Source organism: Streptomyces sp. NPDC018610 (assembly GCF_044391765.1).
Classification (GTDB): domain Bacteria; phylum Actinomycetota; class Actinomycetes; order Streptomycetales; family Streptomycetaceae; genus Streptomyces.
Genome location: NZ_JBISAL010000004.1, coordinates 372,902 through 397,984 on the forward strand (window position 1 = coordinate 372,902; position 25,083 = coordinate 397,984).

At 71.8% G+C, this 25,083-nt stretch carries 24 protein-coding genes and 1 pseudogene; 15 read left to right on the forward strand and 10 right to left on the reverse strand.

The genetic code is table 11. From position 1 onward, the window contains the following. Positions 1–294 precede the first annotated feature (294 nt). The 4 genes from ACH5A8_RS13540 to ACH5A8_RS13555 all read right to left on the reverse strand — a co-directional run bounded on the left by ACH5A8_RS13540 (position 295) and on the right by ACH5A8_RS13555 (position 3,874). Entirely contained in the window at positions 295–1,176 is an 882-nt protein-coding gene (locus tag ACH5A8_RS13540; protein WP_399001268.1) for a GNAT family N-acetyltransferase, read from the reverse strand. Positions 1,177–1,803: 627 nt separating this feature from the next. Further along, on the reverse strand, positions 1,804–2,259 hold the full coding sequence (locus tag ACH5A8_RS13545; protein WP_399001270.1) for a GNAT family N-acetyltransferase: 456 nt from the start codon (positions 2,257–2,259) through the stop codon (positions 1,804–1,806). A 290-nt stretch (positions 2,260–2,549) separates the two neighbouring features. Further along, a complete protein-coding gene (locus ACH5A8_RS13550; protein ID WP_399001272.1) occupies positions 2,550–3,485 on the reverse strand; it encodes a M48 family metalloprotease in 936 nt (311 codons plus the stop codon). Beyond that, on the reverse strand, positions 3,482–3,874 hold the full coding sequence (locus tag ACH5A8_RS13555; RefSeq protein ID WP_399001274.1) for a BlaI/MecI/CopY family transcriptional regulator: 393 nt from the start codon (positions 3,872–3,874) through the stop codon (positions 3,482–3,484). The genes ACH5A8_RS13550 and ACH5A8_RS13555 overlap by 4 nt, the downstream gene beginning before the upstream one ends. Before the next feature lie 110 nt (positions 3,875–3,984). Between ACH5A8_RS13555 and ACH5A8_RS13560 the strand changes: the two genes are divergently transcribed. The 4 genes from ACH5A8_RS13560 (at position 3,985) to ACH5A8_RS13575 (ending at position 6,994) form a co-directional block, all read left to right on the forward strand. Then, positions 3,985–4,653: a DedA family protein gene (locus ACH5A8_RS13560; RefSeq protein ID WP_399001276.1), complete on the forward strand. Its 669-nt coding sequence runs from the start codon at positions 3,985–3,987 to the stop codon at positions 4,651–4,653. Then, the gene (locus ACH5A8_RS13565) at positions 4,650–5,258 is read left to right on the forward strand and encodes a phosphatase PAP2 family protein (RefSeq protein ID WP_399001278.1); all 609 of its coding nucleotides are present in this window, start codon (positions 4,650–4,652) and stop codon (positions 5,256–5,258) included. The genes ACH5A8_RS13560 and ACH5A8_RS13565 overlap by 4 nt, the downstream gene beginning before the upstream one ends. Further along, positions 5,255–5,986 carry a phosphatase PAP2 family protein gene (locus ACH5A8_RS13570; RefSeq protein ID WP_399001280.1) on the forward strand — a complete coding sequence of 244 codons (732 nt, stop codon included), beginning with the start codon at positions 5,255–5,257 and terminating at the stop codon, positions 5,984–5,986. The genes ACH5A8_RS13565 and ACH5A8_RS13570 overlap by 4 nt, the downstream gene beginning before the upstream one ends. A 489-nt stretch (positions 5,987–6,475) precedes the next feature. Then, positions 6,476–6,994 (forward strand): transglycosylase SLT domain-containing protein, encoded by a 519-nt coding sequence (locus tag ACH5A8_RS13575; RefSeq protein WP_399001282.1) that lies wholly within the window; start codon positions 6,476–6,478, stop codon positions 6,992–6,994. 273 nt (positions 6,995–7,267) lie between these two features. Here ACH5A8_RS13575 and ACH5A8_RS13580 read toward each other — a convergent pair whose 3' ends face one another. Next, a complete protein-coding gene (locus tag ACH5A8_RS13580; RefSeq protein WP_399001514.1) occupies positions 7,268–8,680 on the reverse strand; it encodes a DHA2 family efflux MFS transporter permease subunit in 1,413 nt (470 codons plus the stop codon). 201 nt (positions 8,681–8,881) lie between these two features. Between ACH5A8_RS13580 and ACH5A8_RS13585 the strand changes: the two genes are divergently transcribed. After that, positions 8,882–9,316, forward strand: a complete 435-nt coding sequence (locus ACH5A8_RS13585) for a MarR family winged helix-turn-helix transcriptional regulator (RefSeq protein WP_399001284.1) — start codon at positions 8,882–8,884, stop codon at positions 9,314–9,316. Between the two features lie 98 nt (positions 9,317–9,414). Here ACH5A8_RS13585 and ACH5A8_RS13590 read toward each other — a convergent pair whose 3' ends face one another. Next, a complete protein-coding gene (locus ACH5A8_RS13590; protein WP_399001286.1) occupies positions 9,415–10,404 on the reverse strand; it encodes an alpha/beta fold hydrolase in 990 nt (329 codons plus the stop codon). 140 nt (positions 10,405–10,544) lie between these two features. Between ACH5A8_RS13590 and ACH5A8_RS13595 the strand changes: the two genes are divergently transcribed. Next, positions 10,545–11,162 carry a helix-turn-helix domain-containing protein gene (locus tag ACH5A8_RS13595; protein WP_399001288.1) on the forward strand — a complete coding sequence of 206 codons (618 nt, stop codon included), beginning with the start codon at positions 10,545–10,547 and terminating at the stop codon, positions 11,160–11,162. Positions 11,163–11,570: 408 nt separating this feature from the next. Here ACH5A8_RS13595 and ACH5A8_RS13600 read toward each other — a convergent pair whose 3' ends face one another. Both ACH5A8_RS13600 and ACH5A8_RS13605 read right to left on the reverse strand, forming a co-directional pair. Beyond that, positions 11,571–13,232 carry a ricin-type beta-trefoil lectin domain protein gene (locus ACH5A8_RS13600; protein WP_399001290.1) on the reverse strand — a complete coding sequence of 554 codons (1,662 nt, stop codon included), beginning with the start codon at positions 13,230–13,232 and terminating at the stop codon, positions 11,571–11,573. 595 nt (positions 13,233–13,827) lie between these two features. Beyond that, a complete protein-coding gene (locus ACH5A8_RS13605; RefSeq protein WP_399001292.1) occupies positions 13,828–14,832 on the reverse strand; it encodes an Lrp/AsnC family transcriptional regulator in 1,005 nt (334 codons plus the stop codon). A 121-nt stretch (positions 14,833–14,953) separates the two neighbouring features. On the opposite strand from ACH5A8_RS13605, the gene ACH5A8_RS13610 reads away from it, so the two are divergent. The 3 genes from ACH5A8_RS13610 to ACH5A8_RS13620 all read left to right on the forward strand — a co-directional run bounded on the left by ACH5A8_RS13610 (position 14,954) and on the right by ACH5A8_RS13620 (position 18,408). Continuing rightward, positions 14,954–16,369, forward strand: coding sequence for an MFS transporter (locus ACH5A8_RS13610; protein WP_399001294.1), 1,416 nt, complete (start codon positions 14,954–14,956; stop codon positions 16,367–16,369). Then, positions 16,366–17,580, forward strand: a complete 1,215-nt coding sequence (locus ACH5A8_RS13615; protein WP_399001296.1) for a M20 family metallopeptidase — start codon at positions 16,366–16,368, stop codon at positions 17,578–17,580. Before ACH5A8_RS13610 ends, ACH5A8_RS13615 begins: the two co-directional genes overlap by 4 nt. Positions 17,581–17,835: 255 nt before the next feature. Beyond that, positions 17,836–18,408 carry a GNAT family N-acetyltransferase gene (locus ACH5A8_RS13620; RefSeq protein WP_399001298.1) on the forward strand — a complete coding sequence of 191 codons (573 nt, stop codon included), beginning with the start codon at positions 17,836–17,838 and terminating at the stop codon, positions 18,406–18,408. Positions 18,409–18,746: 338 nt separating this feature from the next. On the opposite strand, the gene ACH5A8_RS13625 is transcribed toward ACH5A8_RS13620, so the two are convergent. Then, positions 18,747–19,601, reverse strand: a complete 855-nt coding sequence (locus ACH5A8_RS13625; RefSeq protein WP_399001300.1) for a methyltransferase domain-containing protein — start codon at positions 19,599–19,601, stop codon at positions 18,747–18,749. 547 nt (positions 19,602–20,148) lie between these two features. Between ACH5A8_RS13625 and ACH5A8_RS13630 the strand changes: the two genes are divergently transcribed. From ACH5A8_RS13630 to ACH5A8_RS13640, 3 genes are all read left to right on the forward strand, one after another. Beyond that, on the forward strand, positions 20,149–20,859 hold the full coding sequence (locus ACH5A8_RS13630) for a peptidylprolyl isomerase (protein ID WP_399001516.1): 711 nt from the start codon (positions 20,149–20,151) through the stop codon (positions 20,857–20,859). Positions 20,860–20,868: 9 nt separating this feature from the next. Continuing rightward, complete coding sequence (locus ACH5A8_RS13635) at positions 20,869–21,063, forward strand: hypothetical protein (RefSeq protein WP_399001302.1); 195 nt, start codon at positions 20,869–20,871, stop codon at positions 21,061–21,063. An 85-nt stretch (positions 21,064–21,148) separates the two neighbouring features. Continuing rightward, entirely contained in the window at positions 21,149–21,637 is a 489-nt protein-coding gene (locus tag ACH5A8_RS13640) for a GNAT family N-acetyltransferase (RefSeq protein ID WP_399001304.1), read from the forward strand. Positions 21,638–22,514: 877 nt separating this feature from the next. On the opposite strand, the pseudogene ACH5A8_RS13645 reads toward ACH5A8_RS13640, so the two are convergent. After that, a pseudogene (locus tag ACH5A8_RS13645) lies at positions 22,515–22,658 on the reverse strand (IS5/IS1182 family transposase); the annotation flags it as partial. A gap of 174 nt (positions 22,659–22,832) precedes the next feature. Here ACH5A8_RS13645 and ACH5A8_RS13650 point away from each other — a divergent pair. The 3 genes from ACH5A8_RS13650 to ACH5A8_RS13660 all read left to right on the forward strand — a co-directional run bounded on the left by ACH5A8_RS13650 (position 22,833) and on the right by ACH5A8_RS13660 (position 25,069). Next, positions 22,833–23,777: an aldo/keto reductase gene (locus ACH5A8_RS13650; protein WP_399001306.1), complete on the forward strand. Its 945-nt coding sequence runs from the start codon at positions 22,833–22,835 to the stop codon at positions 23,775–23,777. A 22-nt stretch (positions 23,778–23,799) separates the two neighbouring features. Further along, a complete protein-coding gene (locus ACH5A8_RS13655; protein ID WP_399001308.1) occupies positions 23,800–24,150 on the forward strand; it encodes a MerR family transcriptional regulator in 351 nt (116 codons plus the stop codon). A 700-nt stretch (positions 24,151–24,850) separates the two neighbouring features. Continuing rightward, the gene (locus ACH5A8_RS13660; protein WP_399001310.1) at positions 24,851–25,069 is read left to right on the forward strand and encodes a hypothetical protein; all 219 of its coding nucleotides are present in this window, start codon (positions 24,851–24,853) and stop codon (positions 25,067–25,069) included. The last annotated feature ends 14 nt before the right edge of the window (positions 25,070–25,083 follow it).

Genomic DNA, 25,083 nt, shown 5'->3' on the forward strand with positions numbered 1-25,083 from the left:
GGGTCGGCGTCTCAGCAGGGCACCGGCGTTCCGTCGTACGGCCGTCAGGGAGCCGCTGGTCGAGGACGGGACCGGTCGACGCCGGCGATGTCGAGGCCGCCCGCAGGGCCGGCTCGTGCGCCCTGCCCGGTCGGCCCGCCCGGCCGTAGCGTCATGACCAGGCCACGGCTGCCCGCCGACGGCGCCCGAAGGGCGAGGAGGCCGATGTGAAACGACGGAGTGTGCTGGGCCGTGTGTCGAGAGCATGGACGGGCCGGACGATGTGATGTCCAGATCCGGCCCGTCTGTCCGCCGCTAGAGGTCGAGTTGGTACTGGTGTGTCGTGTGCGTGGGCGTGTAGCCGAGGCTGTCGTTGATCTGTCTCATGTGTGTGTTGCTGTCGGCGGTGTCCGTCAGCAGGCCCCCGAGGTCCGGATAGCGCTCACGGACATGCCGGATCGACTCGGCCTTCATCCATCGGCCGAGGCCGTGTCCGCGGTGCTCGGGCAACACACCGGTGCCGTAGTGCTGGCCGTCGCCTTCGCCGTCGCCGGGGACGACCAGCTCGGTGAACCCGGCGATCGAGCCGTCGGAGGCGTCGACGGCGACGACGGTGTGCAGGTGGTCGCCACGCTGCTCGACAGCCTTCGCCGCGGCCCGGACACGGTCCACGTCCCAGGTCACCGTGCCGTAGTCGGTCTCGTCCATGGGCATGTCGTCCATGGCGCGACGTGAGGCGGCGAACGTCTCGGCGAGTGCGTCGGGCACGGTTCCGTACCACGACATCAGCCGGTATCCGGGATGCGGACGCTCGATGATGCGGGCGAGGGCGGTGGTGTCCGCGTCGGCGAGCGGCAAGCGGGAGAACCTCAGGGTGAGGACGTTCCTGAAGTCGAGCGCCGGCAGGAAGTGGTCGCCCGGCGATCCGGCCTCGGCCTGCGCGATGACGCAGCGTCGGGCATCGGCCCGGGCAGCGGCCACGGCGGCGTCGACGAGCCGGGAACCGACGCCCCTGCGTCGTTCTGCGGGATGGACACCGAGGGTCAGTTCGGCCAGGTGCTCCTGTCCGGGACTGTTGAACAGGCGCAGAAAGGCGGTCCCGACGGGAATGGAATCGGCGCCGGACGCCAGCCATGCGAGACGCCGGCTGTTCGGGCCGTGAACGGGGTCGGTCAGTGGGGTGATGCGAAACGACAAGGTGTCTCCGTCGTGAGGCAGTGGCAAAGGTCAGTACGCGGACTCAACACCTGGGCACTCGTGCGCACGTGCTCCACACCTCCTCGTCGACATAGCCGGCCCACGACATCGGACGGCTGGAAGAATTTAGCTGCCCCGTCGGCTCCTCGGCAAAGGGTTGACGAAAAAGCCGGTGCGGATGTGTGGCCACAGCCACTCGTTGATGACCGCGACCAGCCCGGTCGCCTCATATCGGACCGCCGACCGTGCCGCACCTCGTAGCCACGGCCGGTGGCGCTTCAGACAAACGATGCCGCACTCGACAGCGTCCTGGGCCGGGAACCAGCACGGCATCGCCCTGGCGGACCAGGACGGAACCGTCGACGGCCACCGAGGAAGCACTCCTCGCCCACCCGGACTCGGAGCTCCTCACCAGCTTTCCGGGGCTGACCCGCACTCGCGCTCGCGCACTACGCCGCACTCGCTGCGTGATCGTCTGACAGTTGAGGATCACTGCTGCTGGGTGTCTCCCCTTGGGGGCGGCTGTTCATGGCGGTCATGATCACTGCTGATCGAGATCCGGGACAAGGGCTCATCACGCGATTCCGTCCGCGGCGGGCGGAAACGGTCGCTGCCGGGCGAGGTCGCTCAGAGCCTCTTCGTCATGAAGGTGCTGTTCGGATCCGGCCGGTAGTCCGCGAACGGCTCGCAGAGCGTGAACCCGAACTTCCGGTACAGCCTCCTGGCGGGCAGGAAGAACTCGGCCGACCCCGTCTCCAGGCTCAGCCTCGTGAACCCCATGCGCCCAGCCTCCGCGATGATGTGCTCCAGCAGCAAGGACGCGATCCCGCTCCGCTTGCGGGCCGCCGTGGTCCGCATCGACTTCAGTTCGGCGTGGTCCGCGTCCAGCCTCTTGATCGCACCGCAGCCCACCACCATCTCGCCGTCCCGCACCGACCAGAACGTGATCTCGGGCCGGCGCAGAGCGTCGAGGTCGAGCGCGTGCTTGCTCTCCGGCGGCGAGACGGACCGCAACTGACGCACGTGCTCCTCGAGGAAGACGGCGATCTCGGGACCGGAGAGGTCGTCCGTCGCGATGTTCACCCGTGCCCGTCCTTCGGTGCGCCGTCATCGGTGCCGCGCGTACGCCCCGGACGGCGCGGAGAGGCCTGGTGGGCGAGGCGTTCGGCGGACCTCTTGCGCGAACATACACCCGGCTACGGGGCCGCGTGCCGCTCACGCTGCTGCATGCACGCGCCTTGACCAGGAGCGGCCATGGTGACGATGAAGGCGCCCGGGGGAGCGGACCGTGGCGGGTCGGCACGGGAAGACGTGTCGGGGAGACGGCTCGCGCGGCTGTCGGCGGACCGGACGCGCCGCCCCGTGAAGGCGGCTCAACGGCCGGTCGCCTCGCCTTGGGCGATCTCGATGTCCTGGTGGACGCCGAGCGCCCCGGACGCGGCGGTGGTGCAGGACAGCAGCGTGCAGACGGTCAGCAGCGCGGCGACCCAGGAGATGGCGCGCGGTGAACGGGCGGCCGGTGGCGACAGCAGGGCTGCGACGCGCTGGGGCACGGGACCGGAGGTGGCCGCCGGGGTCACCGCCGGCCGGGCGGTGTCCGCCGTGTGTGCGGCGAGGGCGGCGCGGGCTATGGCGCGCGCGGTGAGGTGGCGGTCGCCGACGACGGTCGCGGCGGCTTCGTCGGCGGCGCGCTCGGCGGCCAGTCGGATGGCCTCGCGGACCGGCCGCAGGGCGGGGTGGCAGTGGGCGGCGACCTCTGCCGCGACCAGGAAATAGTGATGACCGCCGGTGTTGTGAGCGCGCTCGTGGGCGAACAGCACTTGGCGTTCGCGCGCGTCGAGGCTGCGCAGCATGGCGGTGGTGACGACGATGCGGTGCGGCCGCCCGGGCAGCGCGTACGCGTCGGGGCGGGGGGAGTCGATGACGCACAGGTCGCCCGCCGCGGGCCGGCGGGCCTGGGAGCGGGCGGCGCGCAGCCCGGCGACCTGCCGCACGGCCGAACGCCCGAGGGTGAGCACCGCGAGCGCGAGCAGGCCGGCGGCGAGCGCGGCCAGGGGCAGCACCAGGCGGACCGAGGGGGTGCGCAGCGGGTGCACGAGTTCGCCCAGGGCGGCGAAGGCCGGAATCTTGAGCAGGCCGGTCAGTGTGAGGGTGCCCAGCGCCGCGACGGTGCCGGCCGCGAGGAGCAGCGCCGAGACGGTGAGGGTCCACAGGGCGGCCACCGGGGCGCTGCGAGCGAGGAGCCGGCGGGCCGGCAGGGCCGCGGCCCAGGGCAGGAACAGCGGTACCAGGAGCAGGGCGATCCTCATCGGCCGTCCTCCAGCAGCCGGCGCAGGACCTGCTCGTCGTCGGGGTTGAGCTGTGCGACGAACCGGGCCAGTACGGTCTCCCGGTCGCTGTCGCGGTTGAGTTCGCTGTGCATGCGCAGGGCGGTGAGGCCGTGCGGGTCCTGCAGCGGCCGGTAGACGTAGGCGCGGCCCTGCCGCTCCCTGTCCAGGGTCCCCTTCTCGTACAGACGGGTCAGAATCGTCGTCACCGTGGTCCGGGCCAGGTCCGAGGCCACTTCCGCCTGAACCTGGGCCGGGGTGAGCGGGACGCCGGCGGCCCACAGCGCGGCCATTACCGCGGCCTCCAGCTCACCGGCCGGTCTGCGTTCGTCTCTTTCGCCGCTCAGGTGCTCGTCCTTTCGGGTGCCCATGGGAACGTCCTCACCCCCGCAATCGTCTACAGTGCTGTAGACCGTCTACATCATTGTAGACGGTCGAGGCGTCGTGCTCACGGTCGCCCACACAGAAAGGAACTCTGCCGATGACCGCATCCGTGGTCCTATCGTCGCAGCTCGCGGTGAATCCCCTCAGCGCGCAGTCGCTGCTGGCCGCCTTCGGCGTGCTCGGCGTCGGCGCGGTGATGTTCGCCGAGACGGGGCTGCTGATCGGGTTCTTCCTGCCGGGCGACTCCCTGCTGTTCACGGCGGGCCTGCTGTGCACCGGCACCGGGCAGCACGGAGTGAAGCTGTCCCTCGCGCCGCTGCTGGCCGCCGCGGTCCTCGGCGCGCTGGCCGGTGCGCAGTGCGGCTACCTGATCGGACGCCGCGCGGCCGGCGCCCTGCTCGCCCGCAGCCGCTCGGCGCGCCTGCACGAGGGGGTGAGGAGAGCCGAGGAAATGCTCGCGCGATACGGGCACGCGAAGGCGATCGTCCTGGCGAGATTCGTGCCGGTGGTGCGGACCGTGCTCAATCCGCTCGCCGGAACGCTGGGCGTGTCCGCCCGTGAGTTCACCGTCTGGCAGGTCGTCGGCGGCCTGGTGTGGAGCGTCGGCCTGACTCTGGCGGGCTACGCTCTGGGCTCCTCCGTCCCCGACGTGGACCGCTATCTGCTGCCCCTGGTCGCGCTGGTCGTACTGGTCTCCCTGATCCCGCTCGCCGCCGAGCTGCTCCGCGGTCGCAGGCGCCCTCAGGTGAGGGGGTCCCGCGGATGACGCTCGCGTTCGGAGGAGCGTCGGTCGACGGCTCCGCGTACCGGGACGTGGTCGACCTCGCCCAGCGCTCGCCGGGCTGGCTGGACACCGTGATCCAGGTGTGGTCGACGTACGGACTGGCGGTGTTCGCTCTGTTCATGGTCCTGGCCTGGTGGCGGGCCCGGCGTACGGGGGCCGCGACGGCGGTGTCGGCGCTGGCCGTCCCGGCGGCCGTGGTGCTGGCGTACGGCGTCAACGACCTCCTGAAAACGGCCGTCCACGAGGACCGGCCGTGCCAGAGCCTGCGGGTGCGGACCCTCGAGGCGTGCCCGGCGCACGGCGACTGGTCGTTCCCGAGCAACCACGCGGCGATCGCCGCCGCGGCCGCCGTGGCGCTGCTGTTCGTCTCGCGTCGGCTGGGCGCGGTCGCCTGCGGGACGGCTGCTGCCATGGCGGCCTCCCGGGTCTGGGTCGGCGTGCACTATCCGCACGACGTGCTGGCCGGGCTGGTCGTGGGCGGGCTCGTCGCACTCGCCCTGATGCCGCTGGTCAACCGCCGGTCGGCGGCGCTGGCCCGGCGACTGACGGCGGCCGCGCCCCTGCGGCTGCTGCTGTCCGGCTCATGAACCGCAGGGACACCGCCGATCTGGCGGGCAGCGTCGGCCTCGGCGCGTGGGCGGCGTTCACCGTCCTGACGCTGGTCGTCACCGGCCGGTCCGGCGCACCGCTGTGGCCGGACGACGGCTTCCTCATACGGTCCGTCGACCACCGTCCGGAGGCGGCGGTGGCACTGGCCCGTGCGGTGACCGCCACGGGCAGCGGCGCCGTCCCCTACGTCCTCGCCGGGCTGGCCGGCGCCATCGCGGGGCGCACGACGCGCTCCCGGCTGTTCGCCGCCGTCGCCGGCCTCGCCTGTCTCGGCCTGGGCCAGCTGTTGCGGTACGGCGTCATGGAACTGGTCCACCGGCCGCGTCCACCGCGGGGCGACTGGCGGGCGCACGCGAGCGGGTGGGCGTTCCCCTCCGGGCACACCACCACGGCCGCGCTGACCGCCGGCCTGCTGATCGTGGCGCTCACCCTCCGGGCGCCGCGTGGCGGTACGGCGCTGCGGCTCTCGGTGTGCGGCTGGGGTCTGCTGGTCGGACTGACCCGGATCTACCTCGGCGTGCACTGGTTCACGGACGTCGTCGGCGGCTGGCTGTTCGCCGTCGGCTGGCTGGGGGTGTGCGGGTGTGCGGCCGCCCACCTGTCGCCCGCGTCCTTCTTCACCTCTCCGAGCCACGCCGCCGACCCGCCGACGGAGAACCGCACGGGCCACGAGTCGGGCGACCGAGGACGATCACGCCCCGCGTGACGTCCCGCGGCGCGAGCGTCACATCGCCGACAGGCCCGCGCCGTGCGGGTGCGCGGCCAGGCCGGCACCCGCGCCGTGCGGGTGTGGCGCCGGGCCGGCAGCCGGACGGCTGCCGGCCCCGAGGCGGGGGAGCGCCCGGTGTGCGGCTCGGATGATGACGTCCCCGTCGGGGCCCTTTTCTGTGACGCCACCCATAGGAGCCGGATCACGTCCTACCGGGGTTCGTAGGTCCGGATCGGCATCAGCGACGGGCACATCCGAAACCGGTACATCTGGGACTCCGTAGCGGGGTAGTACGTCACACCTTTGCACCCCGCCCGGTCCGCCGCTAACCATGGCTGTCGTTGCTCCGAGCCACGACGAACGGGACCGGCGGATCACGCCGCGGCCCACCGGTTCGGAACACAGCGGGGCACCGCCGCCCCGACGCCGGCCCCGGACCCCGACGGCCGGCGCCACGACGACGATCCCCCTGGAGAGTTTCCCTTCATGATCGCCACCCGCACCCCCCGTGCCGCCCGCCTGCGCACCCTCGCCCTCACCGGCATCGCCACCACCGGCGCCGCGGCCGCCGCCATCACCCTGATGCCCACCACCGCGCAGGCCGCCGAGCCCGTCCAGGCCAAGGCCGCCACCGTGGCCTCGGCCTCGCACGACACCCACGCCGCCACCGGCAAGAGCGGCCACGCGAACAACCTCGACGGCTGGATCAAGCAGTCCCTGGCCATCATGAAGGACAAGGGCATCCCCGGCAGCTACGAGGGCCTGCACCGCAACATCATGCGCGAGTCCTCCGGCAACCCGAACGCCCAGAACAACTGGGACGTCAACGCGCAGAAGGGCATCCCGTCCAAGGGCCTGCTCCAGGTGATCCAGCCCACCTTCAACGCGTACCACGTCTCCGGCACCTCCCAGAACATCACCGACCCGGTCGCCAACATCACCGCCGCGGCCAACTACGCCGCCCACCGCTACGGCTCCATCGACAACGTCAACTCCGCCTACTGACCGACCGGTGCCAGAAACTCCCCCGGGGTCGGTGCCGACCTCGCCCACCTGAATGCTCCTGCCCGCCAGGTACGCAACTGGCGGGCAGTGTCGACGGCTTGACGATCCAGGACAGCTGACCTCTGCTTCGGTTCCTGCTGTGACACCGCCGTTGGGCGACGCGCGGGCGGACCGGAACGTTCGGTCCAGCCGACCGGAGGCCTCATACGGTCTCGCGCGGCCGCCGTGCGGGTGGCGCTCTTCTCCCGGCGCGTTCCTGATCCCCGGGGGGTCTCAGGAGTCGACCCGGTCCTGTCGCTGCCGCGGGAGAGCGGGCCGGCCGGATGTGCCGGCGGTGTGACCGGCGGTGCCGCGGGCGGCGGCGCGGGCGGGGCCGTCGGGGAGGGTGAAGGCGAAGACCGCCGTCGCCGCCGCGATCGCGGCCAGAGCGAGATAGGAGTGCTGATAGGCCGCCGGCGGCGGTACGTCGCCGGCGGCCGACGGTGTGCCCAGTACGAGTGCCGTGGTGACCGCCGCGGGCGCGAGCGCGCCGCCGGTCTGGCGTACGACGGTGTTCAGCATGGTGGCCTGGGGCAGGTCCGCCCGCTCGACGGTGGACAGCGAGGCGACCGTGGTGGGGATGAAGAAGCAGCCGATCGCCGCCCCGAACAGGAACATCAGACCGCGGAAGGTCCACAGGCCGGTGTCCGTGTCGCAGCGGGCGAACAGCAGCAGTACCGCGCCGACACCGGTCAGTCCGCAGCCGACGATGACGCGTGGGCCGACCCTGGTGTACAGGGCGCCGGAGAGCTGGACGGTCAGCAGCACGCCGAATGCCTCGGGGAAGGTCGTCAGGCCCGACTCCAGCGCCGAACGGCCCTGGGCCTGCTGGAGGAAGAGCGGGGTCAGGTACAGGGTGCCCATGATGGGGACCAGGCCGACCAGGTTGATCAGGTTGGTGTCCCGGAACAGCCGGTCGGCGAACAGGCGCAGCCGTATCGCGGGCCGGTCCGTGCGCAACTCCACGGCCACGGCGGCGGTCAGCAGGACCGTCCCGGACGCGAGGGAGGTGAGCACGGCGGGGGAGGACCAGCCGCGGTCGGGCCCTTCGCACACGCCGAACATCACCGCGCTCAAGCCGCCCGCGCTCAGCAGCAAGCCGGGCAGGTCGAAGCGGCCCGGCCGGCTGCCGCGGCCGTCCGCCAGGAACAGCGCGCCGAACAGCAGCGCGGGCAGGCCCACCGGCAGATTGACGTAGAAGACCCATCGCCAGGACAGGTCGTCCACGAGCAGGCCGCCCAGGACCGGGGCGGCGGCCGGAGCGATCTGCTGGGGGACGATCATGTAGCGGGAGACGCGTATCTGCTCGGCCGAGGTGAAGGTGCCGAACAGCAGCGCGGTGGAGGCCGGGAAGAGCACGCCGGCCGACAGCCCTTGCAGCGCGCGGTAGGCGACGAGCTGACCGATCCCGAGCGCCGCCCCGCACAGCAGCGACGAGGCGAGGAAACCGGCCAGGGCGGTGAGCAGGACGCGCTTGCCGCCGAATCGCTCGACCAGCCACGCCGAGGCCGGGATGGCCATGGCCAGGCATACCGGGTAGACGACGACCGCGCCGTCCAAGTCGGTGACGGAAAGCCCGAACTGACGGGCGATCGAGGGCAGCGCCACGGTGGTGATCGCTCCGTCGACGATCGCGATGAACGTCACGCTGACACACACGACGGGGACGACCAGACGCTGGCTGAGCCGGAACGACGGGGCGGCCGGGAACAAGGTGAGTCGTCGTCGCATATACTGAGCATACTCACTATGTGTTTGCTCAGTACATCGCTTTCTCGCGGTGCGGCAGTGGCTCGGCCGACACGGGGCACGTGCAGGGGCGGCGCGGGACACGGGAGACTGGGCACCATGGCAGTGCAAGGCAGCAGCGACGTCCTGGTCGACGAGCTGTACGAGACGACGTACCGGCTGCGGCAGTTCGTGGAAGCCCGGCTGCGGGAGAAGGGCGCCTCGGTGGCCCGCCTGCGCGCCCTGCGCATGCTGGCCCGGGCCCGGCAACCGCTGCGGATGCGGGAACTGAGCGAGATGGCGGGCATCGCGGCCCGTACCGCCACCACCATCGTGGACAGCCTGGAACGCGACGGCCTGGTGGAGCGGATCCCCCACCCGCGGGACCGGCGGGCGCTGCTGGTCCGGCTCACCGAGGAAGGGCTGCGCTGCCACCGCGAGGCGGAGGAGATCGACCGCCTCGCCCTCGCCGAGGCGACCGCGGCCCTGGACGACGACGACCGCGCCCACCTGCGAGCCCTCCTCGCCCGCATCCGCGCCCACACCCCCGACTAGGGTCTTTCATCGGGATCAGGCCGGATCAGGGAGCGGGGCCCGGCGGTGGGGCCCCGTCCCACGCTGTTCGGGCGGTGGGGTCGGCCCGCCCGCCTGATTCAGCCCCGGAGGGTGGCGAGCCAGTCCGTCAGCAGGCGGTTGACCTCGGCGGGGCGCTCCTGCTGGGTCCAGTGGCCGCAGCCGTCCAAGAGATGGGAGGCCGACAGGCCGGGCAGGGTGGTGGGGTGGGCGTCGACGGCGTCGGACATCCAGGTGGTCGAGGCGTCCAGGACGCCGCCGATGAACAGGGACGGCTGCGTGATCGGGGCTCCGCGGTGCGGGGCGAGGTCCTCCCAGTCCCGGTCCATGTTGCGGTAGCGGTTGAGTGCGCCGGTGATCCCCGTGCGCTCGAACTCCCCGGCGTAGACGTCGAGGTCGTCCTCGCTCAGCCAGACCGGGAGGACCCCCGTGGGAAAGCGGTCGCGCAGCCGGCCGCCGTCGCGCGCGACGAAGTGCGGGTCGGCCTCGCCCCGGACGGGCATGGTGCCGGCGGACAGGGCCGCGTAGAAGCCCGCGAGCCAGCCCCGGACGTCGGGCTCGATCTCCGCCTCGGCGCGGCCGGGTTCCTGGAAGTAGGAGACGTAGAACTCCTGCTCGGGACCGCCGATCCGGCCGAAGACCTCGGTGGGGCGGGGGCCGCCGGGCGGCGCGTAGGGCACGCTCAGCAGGCCGACGGCGCGGAAGACCTCGGGGTGGAGCAGGGCGGAGGCGGCGGCGATGTTGGAGCCCCAGTCGTGGCCGACGACCACCGCGTTCTCCTCGCCGAGGGCGCGCACGACGGCGACGTTGTCCTCCACCAGGTCGAGCATCCGGTAGGCGTCGGTCGCCTCCGGCTTGGAGGAGCGGCCGTAACCGCGCACGTCGATCGCCACCGCCCGGTGGCCGGCCGCGGCCAGGGCCGGGAGCTGACGACGCCAGGAGTACCAGGACTCCGGGAAGCCGTGCACGAGCAGGACCAGCGGGCCGGCGCCCTGCTCGACCAGGTGCAGGCGCCCGGCCGGGCCCTCGACGGTGCGGTGGCGGAGTTCGGTGGTCGGCTCGGGCTCCATGGGCCTTCTCCTCGGTTCGCGGCGGACGCGGCTACCCGTCGATCATGCGGCGCGGCGCCTGTCCGACGCGATGAGCCTTGCCGGCCTGGCAAACTGCCAGGACAGAGGGCTGGAGCGGCACGGTGGGAAGGAGCGGGAAGGTGGCGGTCGACGAGGTGGACGGCACGCCGGCCTCGATGGGGCCCCGGCTGCGGGCCGCGCGCGAGCGGCACGGCGCGACGCTCGCCGGTGTCAGCCGCACGACGGGCATCTCGACCAGCACGCTGTCCCGGATCGAGACCGGCCGGCGCAAGCCCACCCTGGAGGTGCTGCTGCAGTTGTCGAAGGAGTACGGCGTCTCGCTGGACGAGCTGGCCGGCACGGCGCCCGCCCCCGCGGCCGAGCCGCGCGCCACGGCGCCCCTGAGCTTCGGCGACGACAAGGCGGTGCTGCCGTTGACCCGCTACGTCGGCGGCCTGCACGCCCACAAGCATGTGCTGCCCGCCCGTGAGGACCCGCCCGCGCGCCCCCGTCAGGTCTCCCACGACGGTTACGAGTGGCTGTGCGTCCTCTACGGGCGGCTGTGGCTCGCGCTCGGCGACCAGGACCTCGTCCTGACCCCGGGGGACGTCGCCGAGTTCGACACCCGCACCCCGCACGGGGTGGCGAACACCGGCCGCGGCGGTCCGGTCGAGTACCTGATCATGTTCGGACCGCAGGGCGAGCGCCTACGACCGCGCACGGGGCCGGCGGTCCGGACCCGTCCATGCGATCCGTGAGCATCGCGCCCGCAAGGAAACGAGGGGCTTCGGACGACGTGGCCTCCGATCTCCCGATGGGCTGCCCGGCGATGCCCACCAGCCCGCGCGGTGGGCGACTCCCGCAGGGCGGGCGGCCGACCCCGGCGCCGTCTGCCCACATTCCTCCTCGGAGAGGACGAAGCCCCGACTGTGCGGCACGTCGGTGGCGCGCAGTCGGCGCGGCGGGAGGCTCCTCCGCCGGGCAAGTCGGCCACAACGCAGGTGGATCCAGCGCGGAAGCGGACCGTGACGGCGCCCGTGCGGGGCCGGCTCGCGCGACGTGGAACCCGGCGGTCACCCGCGCGGCGGATACGCCGGAGGGCCGCACCGGTCGAGGCGCACCCCTCCGACGTGTCCTTTCCTCGATTCAGACGGTGTTCTGGCGGCTCACGCCAGTGAGAAGTGCTGGGCGCCGGAGCCGTTGCAGTCCCAGATCTGCAGGCGTGTGCCGTTCGCGGTGGCCCCCGACGGCGAGTCGACGCACCGGCCGGTGGTCGGATTGGACATCGAGCCGTCGGCGTTGGCGACCCAGTTCTGGTAGCCGCCGCCGTTGCAGTTGGCCAGCTGCAGCTTCGTACCGGCCGCGTTCACACCGCCTGCGATGTCCAGGCACTTGCCCAGCGTCCGCAGGGTCTGGCCGTTCCAGGTCCACTTCTGGTCGAGCGACGTGGCCTGCTGGCAGTCCCAGAGCTGGACCGCGGTGCCGTCGCCGCCGGTGTCGTCACCCGCCACGTCCACGCACTTGCCGCCCGGTCCGTAGATCGGGGTGCCGATGGCGAACTTCTGGGCCGCGGAGCCGTTGCAGTCCCAGATCTGCAGGCGTGTGCCGTTCGCGGTGGCCCCCGACGGCGAGTCGACGCACCGGCCGCTGGTCGGGTTCCGCAGCGAGCCGTCGGGTTGCCGCACCCATGACTGGTAGCCACCGCTGTTGCATGTGGCGAGCTGCAGCTTCGTACCGGCGGCGCTGTTGCCGCCGGCGATGTCCAGGCACTTGCCGAGGGTCTGCAGGGTCTGGCCGCTCCAGGTCCAGTGCTGGTCCTTGGCCGCCGACTGGCAGTCCCAGAGCTGGACCGCGGTGCCGTCGCCGCCGGTGTCGTCACCCGCCACGTCCACACACTTGCCGCCGGGTCCGGTGATCGTCTGGCCGCTCACCGAACCGCCGCCGCCACCGCCTCCGGAGCCGGGCGCCTTGTTGTAGACGGCCACCGAGTCGATGACGAGCTTGCCGCCGGAGACCGTGGACGCGTTCGGGCCCCCGCCGAAGGCGTCCGGGAAGCCGCCGCCGATCGCCAGGTCGTAGATGATGAAGAAGGGGTGGTCGACGGCGTCGGACCAGGTCGTGGCGTCCACCTGGTTGGCGTTGACGGTGAAGAAGTTGTTCCCGTCGAGGTAGAACCTGATCTGCTCCGGCGACACCGAGCGGTCGATCTCCGCCGCGTAGTCGTGGAAGCCGGTCTGGCAGCCCGGGCAGGGGCGTTCACCCGAACCGATACCGGTCGACTCGTTGCACGGCCCGCCCGGGTTCACTCCGCAGTGCAGGGTGCTGAAGACGGAGCCGCGGCCGTTGATGTCCTCCATGATGTCGACCTCGCCGGACTTCGGCCAGGTCACCCCGGAGCGCAGCGGCGCGCCGAGCATCCAGAACGCCGGCCAGTAGCCCGCGCCGTCGGCGGTGGTGACGTTGGGCTGCTGGAGGACGGACTCGATGCGTACGACGCCGCCGGCCGGGGCGCCGAAGCCCGCCGACTGGGTCTCCACGCGCCCGGACGTCCAACCGCTGCGTGCGTCGGAACCCGAGTGCAGGGCCTGGAGCACCAGATGGCCCTGACCGTCGTAGTGGACGTTCGAGGTGCTGCTGGTCATCGTCTCGATCTCGCCGGTGCCGAAGCTGCTGCCCGGGCCGGTGTCGTACTTCCACAGGCTCTGATCGATGCCGGTGCCGGACGCACCGTTGAAGTCGTCGCTCCAGGTGAGTGTGAAGCCCGACGGTGTCGGGGGCACTGCCGCCTGGGCGTTCAGTGTCGTGGTGACGGTCGCGGCCACCGTCATCACGACGACGGGAATCAGAGAGAGCGCTCTCTTCCAGCCGCCGCGCCGTGCCCTTGCGGGGGGTATGTGCATAGGTCTGGCCTCCGAAGGAAGGACATGATCGTGTCTGTTCGCTGCGCCGCCTCCGGTGAGCTCCAGCGACGGTGAGCAGTGCACGCGCCCTTGCGGATCCGGGTCACGGTGAACGGGGGCGACGGCCGGTGCCCGGGCCGCCGTCGACGGGCTGTCCCGCGATGGCAGGCGGCCGGGCTCTCGTCGGGCTCCCGTCTCCGAGCCGGTGGATGCGACGTCAACTCCCTCGGGAGTCGGCGGTGTTGATCCGTGTGGAGTTTTGTGCGAGACAGACGTTATTGGCGCAGACCAATACCGTCAAGGCCGCGCGACAGACGGAGAACGGCTGGGTTCCGAAGCTCCGGTCCACCCCCGCGATCCACGTCTGACCCGCCCCACCGGCACCCTGGCGCGAGCACCTGGCCGACGGCACCCTGCGTGCCTGGACCGAGCCGCCGGCCGGCGAGACGAACCACCCCGCCCAGGAAGACCCCGCCTTCGACGCGATCTGCGGCTGCCCGGCCGTCCCGCCCGTGTTCCGCCCTCACCAAGGCCGGATCGGGCAGACTCCCACCCGCCGCCCGTCGTCGTCCAGCAGATGCCCCATCCGCTTGACGGTGCGCACGCCCAGAACACGGTCGGTGACTTCCAGGCTCGGCAGATGGGCGCAGGCCGCGGTCTCGCGTTGCTGCACGGCGCCGGTGTCGCGCAGCCAGTAGGTGGCGAGGACGTTGGCGGGGCCGGTGACGGCGGCGAGCAGGCGGCACTCGGGCAGGGTGGCGAGGGTGCGGTGCAGGCGGTTGACGTCGCCGGCCGCAGCGCGGCCGCGGAAGGTGACGGACACCGGCAGACCGGACACCGCCGGGGCCACGTCGCAGCGGAACGCCACGACCCCCGCGGCGGTGAGCCGGCCCAGGCGCCGCCGGACGGTCGCCGCGCTGCTGCCGGTGAGCGCGGCCAGATCGGACAACCGGGCGCGCCCGTCCCGCACCAGCGCGTCGAGCATGGCCCGATCCGCCTCCCCGAGGTCCACGGCCGTACCCGGCGCCCCGTCCGGGCCCGCGGCCCGCCCCAGCACGGACAACTGGGAGGAGTCCAGGGAGCCGAGGCGCCAGCGGGTGCCCTCCTGGTACAGGGAGGTGGCGACGACGCACTCCACCTCCAGGACGTCGGGCAGCACCGACAGTTCCTCGTCGACGAAGCGGTGGACGCCGGGCAGATCGGGCGCCAGCACGTCCAGCATGAGGTCGGCGCGCCCCGGGGCGAGAAGTTCGACCGTCACCGCCTGCCGCAGCGCCGCCACCCGCGCGGCCAGACGCCGCCGGGCTCCGGGAACGCAGCGGACGAAGACGAAGGCCGTGCAGCCGCTGCGGGCGAAGACCGGTCCGGGCACCGCCGACACCCAGGCCAGTCCGCGCGCGGTGAGCCGTTGCCAGCGGCGGGTGAGCGTCACCGCGCTGGCATCGAGCAGAGGGGCCAGATCCGTCCAGGCCGCCCGGGGCCGTACCTGCAACGCGTGTACGAGAGCGAGATCCAGCTCGCTCACCATGACCGATTCCAACACCAAGCCCTTGTCGCTCGAAGGTTTCTGTCGTTTTCCCATCCCGTTCGCACCTCGGCCGCACCCTAGCCACCACGCGTATTCCAGCCAAGGGAAAGAGGGTGAGACCGTGACGAACCCCATCAGCCGGGGCCGGGGACTGATCGCGACGATGTGCGTGGTCGTGGTCTGCAGTGGTGTCGTCCAGGGGTATCTGACTCCGCTGCTGCCGGTCGTGGGCGCTCACGTCGGCATCGGCGGCGTGGGCCAGAACAACCTGTACCTGCTGTCGCAGGTCGCCTTCGCCGTCCTCACCCCGCTGCTGTCGCGCTGGGGCGACATGTGGGGCCACAAGCGGCTGCTGCTGATCGCCGTCGCCATGGTCGCCGCCGGTTCACTGACGATCGCCGTGTGGCCCACCACCGCCAGCCTGGCCGTCGGCATGGTGCTCCAGAGCTCCGTGGTCGGCTTCTTCCCGCTGCTCGCGGGCATCCTGCGCTCGCGCTCGCCCGAGCACGGCCGGATCGGCATGTCGGTACTGGTCGGCGCGTTGCTGCTGTCCATCGGCGCCGGCGGCTACGTGGCCGGGACACTCAGCGACGAGCACGCCCTCGCCGGGCTGTGGACCGCGGTCCCCTTCTGCGCCCTCGCGATGGCCGCCGCCATCGCCCTGCCGACGAGCACCACCGCCCGCGCAGGCCGCTTCAACTCCGCCGCCGCGCTGCTGCTGACCCTCGGTCTCGGTGCCCTGATGCTCGTCCTCACCGAAGGCGCGTCCTGGGGCTGGGCATCGGCCTGGTCCCTGCTGACGATCCTCGCGGCACTGCTGCTGCTCGCCGCCTGGATCCGGGTCGAGCAGCGCTCCGCGCATCCGCTGGTCGACCTCGGCCTGCTGCGCAACCCCCGCCTCGCCGCGGTCAGCGCCCACACGTTCTGCATCGCCTTCGGCGCGATCGGCTTCCTCGGCGCCAACGCCGTCTACCTCGGCACCGAGCCGGACGGCCACGGGTTCGGGCTCGGACTCGGCGCCCAGGACATCTCCCTGATCTCCCTCGCCATGGTCGCCGTCGGCTTCGTCGGCTCCACCCTGACGCCACGCCTGGCGCGAACCACCGGTGACCGCACGGTTCTCGGAGCCGGCGGCTGCGTCGGCGCGATCGGGTTCCTGAGCCTGGTCCTCTTCCACTCCTCGGTGCCGCAGTACGTGGCGGGCGCGCTGATCGTGGGCCTGGCCACCGGCATGTTCGAAGCCGTCACCCGGACCCTGTCGGTCGAGGTGGTCGACGAGGCGGAGACCGCGCTGTCCGTCGGCGTCAACGAGATGGCGCTCTCCCTCGGCGCGGCGATCGGGGCGGCCGTGATCGGCGCCCTGTGGTCCGGCCACACCACCGCCCACGGAGCCGTCACCGACGCGGGCTACCGGTGGGCATGGGCCGCCTGCGCGATCGTGGCGCTCGCCGGAGCCGCCGTCGGCCTGCTGTTCCGCACCCCGTCCGCGCCCCTGACACCCGAAGCCGGCGCCGTCCCCGCGGGGAGGACCGCGTGACCACCACGATCTCACAGGCGCGCGAGCGCGCCCTCGCCGAGACCGCCGCCGCCGTACGCGCGCACGGAAAGACTCTCGTCGCGCTCAGCCACAGCCTGCACGCCGAACCCGAGACAGCCATGCGGGAGCACAAGTCGGCCGCCAAGATCGCCGCCGTCGCCGAGGACGCCGGCTTCACGGTCACCCGCGGGGTGGCCGGCCTGCCGACCGCCTTCGTCGCCACCCGCGGCACCGGCGAGCTGGTGGTGGCGCTGTGCGCCGAGTACGACGCGCTGCCCGGCATCGGGCACGCCTGCGGACACAACGTGAACGGCGCCGCCTCGGTCGGGGCCGCCCTCGGCCTCGCCGCCGTCGTCGACGTCCTCGGGATCACCGTGAAACTCATCGGTACGCCCGCCGAGGAGGACATCGGCGGCAAGGCACTGCTGCTGGAGGCCGGCGTCTTCGACGACGTGGCCGCCGCGTTCATGGCGCACGCCGCACCGGAGGACTCCGTCGGCGCCTCGTCGCTGGCCATCGGAGCCTGGGACGTCACCTACCGCGGGAAGCCGGCCCACGCCGCGCTCGCCCCCTGGGAAGGGATCAACGCCCTGGACGCGATCACCCTCGCCCGCACCGCGGTCGGCCTGCTGCGCCAACAACTCCCGCCGGGCGCCCTGATCCACGACGTCGTCCTCGAAGCCGGTCACGCGGTCAACGTCATCCCCGACATCGCCCGTGCGCGCTACGAACTGCGCGCACGTACCACCGAGGACCTCGCCCACGTCCGCCGCAAGGTGCGGGCCTGCCTGGAGGCGGCCGCCCTGGCCACCGGCGCCGAACTCCGACTCACCTCGCACGGAGCCGACTTCGCCGACCTGCGCCAGGACGACTTCCTCACCGAGGCCTACACCCGCGCGGCCCGCCTTCTCGGCCGCGACCCCGTAGACCGCCGGGGCGAGGTCATGGCCTCCACCGACATGGGCAACGTCTCCCACATCCTGCCCGCGCTCCACCCGACCATCGGCTACGACACCGGAGGCGCCCTGCACCACACCACGCCCTTCGCCCGGTACGGCGACTCGCCCGGAGCGGACCGCGCCGTACTCGACGCCGCCATCGCCCTCGCCCAGGTCGGCGTGGAGCTGGCGACAGACACGGAGCAAAGGCGACGTTGCCTCGGACTTCTCGCCGACCGGCACCGAGCGACGCCGGCCGCCCCTGTCACCTGACATCAGGTCGGGCGGCGGCATCGTCACACCACCATCGACGAGTCGCCGCCGACTGGATGAAGGCGGTACCGCTGGGGCTCCCATGGCCGGTGGTGGACGGGCTGTTCCGCCTCTTGCACCAGGGCCGCCCGCGCGATGTCCGGCTCGCACTCGCCGGCCGTCCGACGCGTCCGGCGTCACCGCGGACGTACGAGCCGCCGACCGTCCGGACGAACGGATGGCCGGGGGCGAGTGTGACGCGGCAGGATGCTCCGCATGACCTTGCCCACCCCCGAGCTGCACACCGCCCGCCTGCGACTGCGGCCGTTCACCGACGCGGACGCGGCGCCGCTCCACGCGCTGCACAGCGATGCCCACGTGCTGCGCTACTGGGACTCCCCGCCGTGGACCGAACCGGCTCACGCCCGGCGCTTCATCGCGACCTGCCGGACGATCGAGGAGGAAGGCACGGGAGCGCGGGTGGCCGTCGACCGCGTCCCCGACGGCGCGTTCATCGGCTGGTGCGGCCTGACCGGCTGGAACCCGGACTTCCGCAGCGCGTCCCTGGGCTACGTCTTCGACGTCGCCGCGTGGGGCCGCGGCTACGCCACGGAGACCGCGCACGCCGTCCTGCGGTGGGCGTTCGACACCCTGGACCTGAACCGCGTCCAGGCCGAGACCGACACCCGCAACGTGGCGTCCGCGCGGGTCCTGGAGAAGCTCGGCTTCGTCCGCGAAGGCACCCTCCGCGAGGACTGCGTCGTGAACGGCGACGTCTCCGACTCCTGGGTCTTCGGTCTCCTCCGCCGCGAGTGGCACCCGACGGCGACGCCGACGACCGACCGCTAGGACCGAGATCTGCCCGTCGGGCCTGTCAGCCGTTCCGCGGACGCCTCCGGCTTCGTCGTGCTGCCCCGCCGGGTCGTCGAGGGGGCGCCGTCGTGGATGAGGCACGCCCGCCGCCACGCGAGGGACCACGCACGGCTCATCCGGCACTCCTCCGCGTCGCCGAGGGGGACGCGGAGGCCGTACATGCCCCTGCCGGCCCTCGATCACGGCACCGCGGCCCGGCCGAGGGCTCGCCGGACACCTTCCGCATCCGCGGCCTGGGAGCGGAGGTGGGTGAAGGCGGTGAAGGCCGGCCGATCTCACTGATTCTCGACCGGTCCGGCCGCTGGGGTCGACTGTCAGTGCGCGGTGACTGAATACGCGGCGAGCGCGCGGTTGCCGCGCGGCCTGGCGATGGCCCGGAGAACGTCGGCCTGGCTCAGGACGAGCTGTCGCACCGGCTCGGGCAGCGCGGCCAAACGCTCCTCCCTCTCGACCAGGTCGAGGCAGGCAGCGATCTCCCAGTCGCCGTCCTGAAGCTCTTCGGTATCGACCGACCTGCTGCCGTCGGCCGTCCAGCCGGCCTCAGGCAGGAGCCGCAGCAGGCACTCACGGGAGAAGGGTGTGCGGACGTTGCCCTGGCCGTGCGAACCTGCGGCCTCGGCCTGCCCCTGGATCAGCACGGCGAGCAGGTGCGCCAGCTGGTCGTCACAGGCAGGCGTCAAGTCCCACTCGGTGAACCACAGTCGGCGCGCCCACGTCCGCACCCGGGCCAGCGTGTCTCGCAGTTGTCCGAGCGATGCGAAGTACCAGGAGCAATGCGCGAGCACCACGTGGTCGAAGGTGCTCTCGGGGAAGTCGACTGAGGGATCGAGGACGTCCGCGCCGAAGCGGAAGTCGATACGCGGCCCGAGAGGGCCCGCCGCGAGCCGGGCCGCCGATTCTCCGAGGGTGACCGGCGCACCGTAGGAGGGTTCGGCCACGTCGATGGCCACCACGCGCCCTTCGGGCCCGACCGCCTCTGCGAGGACGGCGGTCATGTCACCCTGGCCGCAGCCCAGTTCGAGGACGGTCGAGCCTGGTGCGATCTGCCAGCTCGCCACGAGCGCGGCCCGGTGACGAGTCTGGGACAGCTGGATGTCAGGGCTGTGATCGGCGGCGGCCATGCCGGCCGCGAGCGCGGGGGCCTTGGCGCGGAGATCGGAGTGATTCACGAAGTCCTTGGTGATACTCGACGGGTCGGTGCAGGCCGATGCTATGAGACGCGCGGCAGCGACGCCTCCGATTTCCTGGGCATCCTGTGAGGCCGCAGCCTGGGCGGATCAGCAACACGAACGCACCGTCGACGAACCCGGCCCGCTGTCCGGCTGCGCGTGGATCGCGGTACGCGCGCCGTGTGCCGACCGTCCCGCCGAAGCCCACCGACCTCTACGCGGAGTGCGGGGGCGGCCTCAACTGATGACGCCTTGTGGGCCCATGGGCGTGTCCCGTCCGCCCTCGACCGTGAGCGCGGCGGGTGGGCGGCCGGCGCCTGCACCGCTACCAGCCACCGGCCTGGACCCTCCCGCAGGAGCCAACCCCTACAGGCCGCTGAAGATCTCTCGGATCTTCCGGTCAGACCCGCGCCTGGAAGACGGGACGACTCCCAGGAGACGAAAGTGGCTTGCGGGCGGCTTCTCGCCCGCCCGGCCGCGCCTTAGACTGCGACGGCTCCGAAGCCTGGCGATCTTTTGGAGGGTGTGCAGGATGAACCGAGCACTCATGACCGCATGGGCGGCAGCGGCGTTGGTCGTGGCCGGGGGTGGCACCACCGCCTCCGCTTCCGATGCCCCGCCGCGAACCACGCACGGTCCTTGCCAGTACACCCAGACCCCGGACGAGCCGGCGGCGCGGCGGGTTCCCCTGCCGCCCGACCCGCGGCACACCCCCAGTCACGGCACGGTCGACACGGCTGTCCGGACCAGTCAGGGCCCGCTCCCGCTGCGTCTGGACCGGGCGAAAGCGCCGTGCACGGTCCAGAGCTTCGTGCATCTGGCGCGGCACCGGTTCTACGATCGTACGGTGTGCCATCGGCTGACGGCGTACCCGACGCTCAAGGTCCTGCAGTGCGGCGACCCGACCGGCACCGGTGAGGGTGGGCCGGGGTACGCGTACAAGGACGAGCTGCCGGTGGACCTGCCGCCGGCACCGAGCGATCCCACCGGCGTCCGTCGCCTCTACGGCCGTGGTCTGCTGGCGATGGCCAACGCCGGCCCGAACACGAACGGTTCACAGTTCTTCGTCGTCTACGGCGACTCCGCGCTGCGGCCCAACTACACGGTGTTCGGCACGGTCGGTGCCGCCGGTCTGAAGACGCTCGACAAGATCGCCGCCGGCGGTATCGAGCCGACCACGCAGGACCCGGCGCCTGTCGACGGCGCGCCCGTGCTGCGGACCGAGCTGCTCAGCGTCCGGCCGTCCTGCCGGCCCTGACGAACCGCGGTGCGCTCACCGTGGGTCCAGCTGCGTGCCTGGTCCCACGGTGAGCGCCGGGTGAAGGAGGACAAGGCCCGGCACGAGATCGTCCGTCGCCCCGAAAGCTACGCGGCCCGAGAGGCCTCCCACCTGATCAAGCAGCCAGTGGACGCAGAACTCCTGGCAGGCCGGGTCCTGCAGCTCTTGTTCAGCTGGGCGTGAGTGTGATCCGCCGGGAGCATGGATGGGAAATGGCGTTGCGTCGTGTGCGACCGGTGGGGAGGCTTGCTGGTCGGAGGCGGTGAAAGTGATCGATGTGGTGTTGAAGCTGTCGGCACGTCATTTCGTGCATGCGGACCTCGTGTCGTGCACGTGGGCTGGGTCCGAACTCCACTTGGCCGGCGTCGCCGCGCAGTTGGAGCGTGCCCGGCTCGGAGAGGTCGACTACCTTGCCGTCTGCCCGGCGACAGACATCCCGGTCGCGAAGGGGGGCGTCGACTACCGGGTCAAGGAGGGCGTCGGCACTCTGTGGCAACTGGCAGTCCATCCGGCATTGCAGTCGTGCGGGATCGGCACCTTCCTTGTCGAAGCCGCGGAGCTTCGGATCAAGAACCGCGGTCTGCGGCAGGCCGAACTCGGCGTGGAGGAGAACAACCCCCGGGCTCGGGCGCTGTACGAACGGCTGGGCTATGTCGCGTACGACCGTCAGCCCGACGCGTGGGACGAGCAAGCCCCGGACGGCACGCTGCGCCGCTACGAAACGATGTGCACGCTGATGCGTAAGGAACTCTCGTAGGACCGGCCACATCAAGCCGTCGACGCACGAACGCGTCCTCGCGCCACGCGACCGCAGGCCCTGGGCACCTGTTGCCGCTGGCGTGTCGCTCTCCGGGTGACTTCCCCCAAGGTGTGACGGCGCCCTGGAGAGGGATGAGCGGGACGAACACGTCGGCGGCTCCACGCTCTGTGCGGGTCGGCCCGGGGGCGTGGGGATGTGCGCGACGTCGGACGAGGGCAGGCGGGTCGTCGGCCATGAGCAACTTTCACCACCAGGAGCTTCGCATCTCGCCCACCCGTTCGGGCTGGATCTGTCCACGTTCGCAATCGGAATGCTGCGGCGGGTGTTGGCCACTCGGCGAGGACAGATCGGCGCCCGGCGGCGGCTGATCCGCAGCCGCCGGATGCTGACGATCCTCGCCCTCCTGCTGCGCGATCACGCCTTCGTCAGCTCGCGGCCGGGTTCCGCGTGGGCTTGGCCGCAGCCGCACCGCCGCGCGACGTCAAGAACCGAGCCGAGGAGGAACGTCGGATCGCACGAGGCGGACCCGCGAGGCGGGTATGCGGCTGGGCACGTAGTCGAATCCATTGCCGTTGTCGAGGAGCGACGCCTGATCGATGCCGTCCACGGACCAGAGGTCGACCGGCCCACCGGTGTTGTTGATCATGTGAAGGAAGAACTCCGCTTCTTCCTCGCCCCGACAGACGAACACCCCCTCCACCTCGGGGCGGCGGCTGCCGGCGATTCCCGGTGCGGCGCCCATGCGCGTCCAGTCCAGGCCATGCTGCGCGATCGACCGCCGATTGAGCACGGACGAGACGTGGAAGAAGTTCGGCGTATCGAACACGCCTGAAGTATAGGAGGCGGTGAGGCTTCCATCCTCATCTTGAGACGGGTCGGCCAAGACCCGGACGTCGACGCCGAGCTTCTTGTGCGTGCCGGAGTGGAACGGGCGGTCGGCAGCGATGCGGGCGACGGACAGCAGGGTGCCGTCCAGGATGATGAATGTCTTGCACGCGTCGACGGACATGGCCGCCTGCGGAGGGATCGAGGCTCGGGACCGGGTGGAGGGCACCGGGCGGAGGTCGCCGCCCGGTACAGGCGTCGGTCAGGGCCATGGGCAACTGGTGGGCGAGGTGGCAGGCCGGTGGAGCGATGTGTCTCTACGGCCACACTTGACCTGGAGCGCGCACCAGATCCGAGGATGGTGGGCATGGACCTCAACATCACCGGCCCCCAACTCGTCCTCGGCACGATGGACTTCGGCACCCGCGTCGGCCCGGACGACGCTTTCGCGATCCTCGACTCGTTCGTCGCCGGCGGAGGCGTGTGGCTCGACACCGCGAACTGCTACTCCTTCTGGGCGGACTCGAGCGGCGTCGGCGGCGCCAGCGAGCGGGTCATCGGAGCGTGGCTCCGCGCCCGCCCCGGCGCGCGCGACGCGGTGCGGATCGCGACGAAGGTCCGCCAGAATCCGCTCGTCCCGCACTCCTGGCCACAGAGCGCCGAGGGCCTTTCCGCCCATGCCGTACAGACCGGCGTCGAGGAGAGCCTGGGGCGTCTCGGAGTCGATCACGTCGATCTCCTCTGGGCCCACGCCGAAGACCGCACCGTGCCGCTGGAGGAGACCGTCGGCGCCTTCGGCGCGCTGGTCGCGAAGGGAACGGCGCGGCGGGTCGGGGCGGCCAATCATGCCGCCTGGCGCGTCGAGCGCGCCCGGTCGCTGGCCCGGGAGCAGGGCGTGGAGCCATGGACGGCCCTGCAGTTGCGTCACTCGTTGGTCCAGCCGCGCCCACTCACCCCTCTCGCGGAGGCCGGTCATCGCCTGCTCGCCGACGAGGACCTGGACCTCGCGCGGTCGGAGGGGCTCAGCGTGTGGTCGTACAGCTCGCTGATGTGGGGTTCCTATGTGCGCGCGGACAAGCCGCTTCCGCGGACATATGATCATCCGGGTACTGCCCGGGTGCTCTCGGTCCTTGAGGATGTGGCCGGCGAGCTGTCGGCGACGAAGAACCAGGTCGTCCTCGCGTGGCTGATGCGGCAGGGGATCGACCCGATCGTCGGTGCGAGCCGGGTGGAGCAGATCGAGGAGGCACTCGCCGCACGCCGTGTGCGGCTCGATGACGAGCACCTGGCGCGCTTCGCGAAAGCGCGGTAGCAGCGGTCAGAAAGGGAACCCCGTGACCACACTCCTCACTCCGGCGGCAGTCGCCGACCGTACCGGCGTCTCCCTCGACACGCTGCGCTACTACGAGCGCGAAGGGCTGATCGGTCCGATCAGACGCTCGGTCGGCGGACGCAGGCAGTACACCGAGGAGGACGTCTTCTGGATCGGTCTGGTCACGTGCTTTCGTGAGGCCGGCCTCGGTATCGCGGACCTGCGGGACTTCGTCGCGATCCTGCGCGCCGACCGTTCCGCGCAGGACCGGGTCGCCTTCCTCCGCGAGCGCCGTGCCGCCCTGGAGCAGCGAGTCGCGGCGCTGTCCCGGGCCATGGAGGTCCTCGACGACAAGATCGCCTACTACAGCTGAGCGCCGAGGGCCCCCTCGACTCGAGCCCTGCCCACCGCCCATCGTCCCGGCGTCACGGGGCCCCATGGCGGCCGTGTAGTGACAGGGCCCGCACCCGCACGCCCGTCCCTCCGGGGAATCCGGGAATCTCGCAGGACCCCCGGTGGGACAGGCCTCGGACGCCGACGACACGGCCGACGGCGGGGACCTGTGGGAGACCTCGCCCTGGCCGGTCGCCACCGCCCCTCACGGGCGAGGCACTTGGTGCACCGACCTGCTCAAGAGGCCGACCACCCGATCCGCGGCCGGGGCCGGTCGTGAGCAGGCCAGGGGCGCGACCTGAGACGTGAACAGAAGCGCCACGGCGAGCACTGCTCAGGGCCTGTGGAGCGGCCTCGGGAGGGGCGCCGCCTTCTACTGGGGCCTTCCGGGCGGTCGTCCGACTGTTGCTCAAGGATGCCGTTGAGGGCGAAGGCCGTCGAGGAGGATTGAGAGGGCGTTCATCAAGGTCACCGCCTCCATGCGGCTCTCGCTGCCGCCCTGCTCCGTTGGCCTTCGTCCCATGGACGGCGAGTGGCACTCGCCGGGCGGATGCTCCGCCGTCCGTCTCGCTCGCTTGCTCGCACACGTGGAAGCCCATCCGGTTCGCAGTCACCCCGACAGAGATGAGTGGCTCCAGGAGCCATCCGATCGGGGCTCTGGTCCGTACCGATGAGGAGACATGTTCCAGCGAACGTTCACCCAGTGGAGGCGCCCCATGGCGATCTTCAAGGACCTTTGCCTCATCCGCCATGACGACCGCGGCGATCACGACGACCACCACGGACACGGACACGGCCACGGACACGGGCACGACGACCACTCGGGCCACGACGACGACTCGATGCGGGGCCGGCGCCGTTCGCACGACGAGGATCACGAGTTTGGCCACGACTACTGACAGGGGGTCCGGGC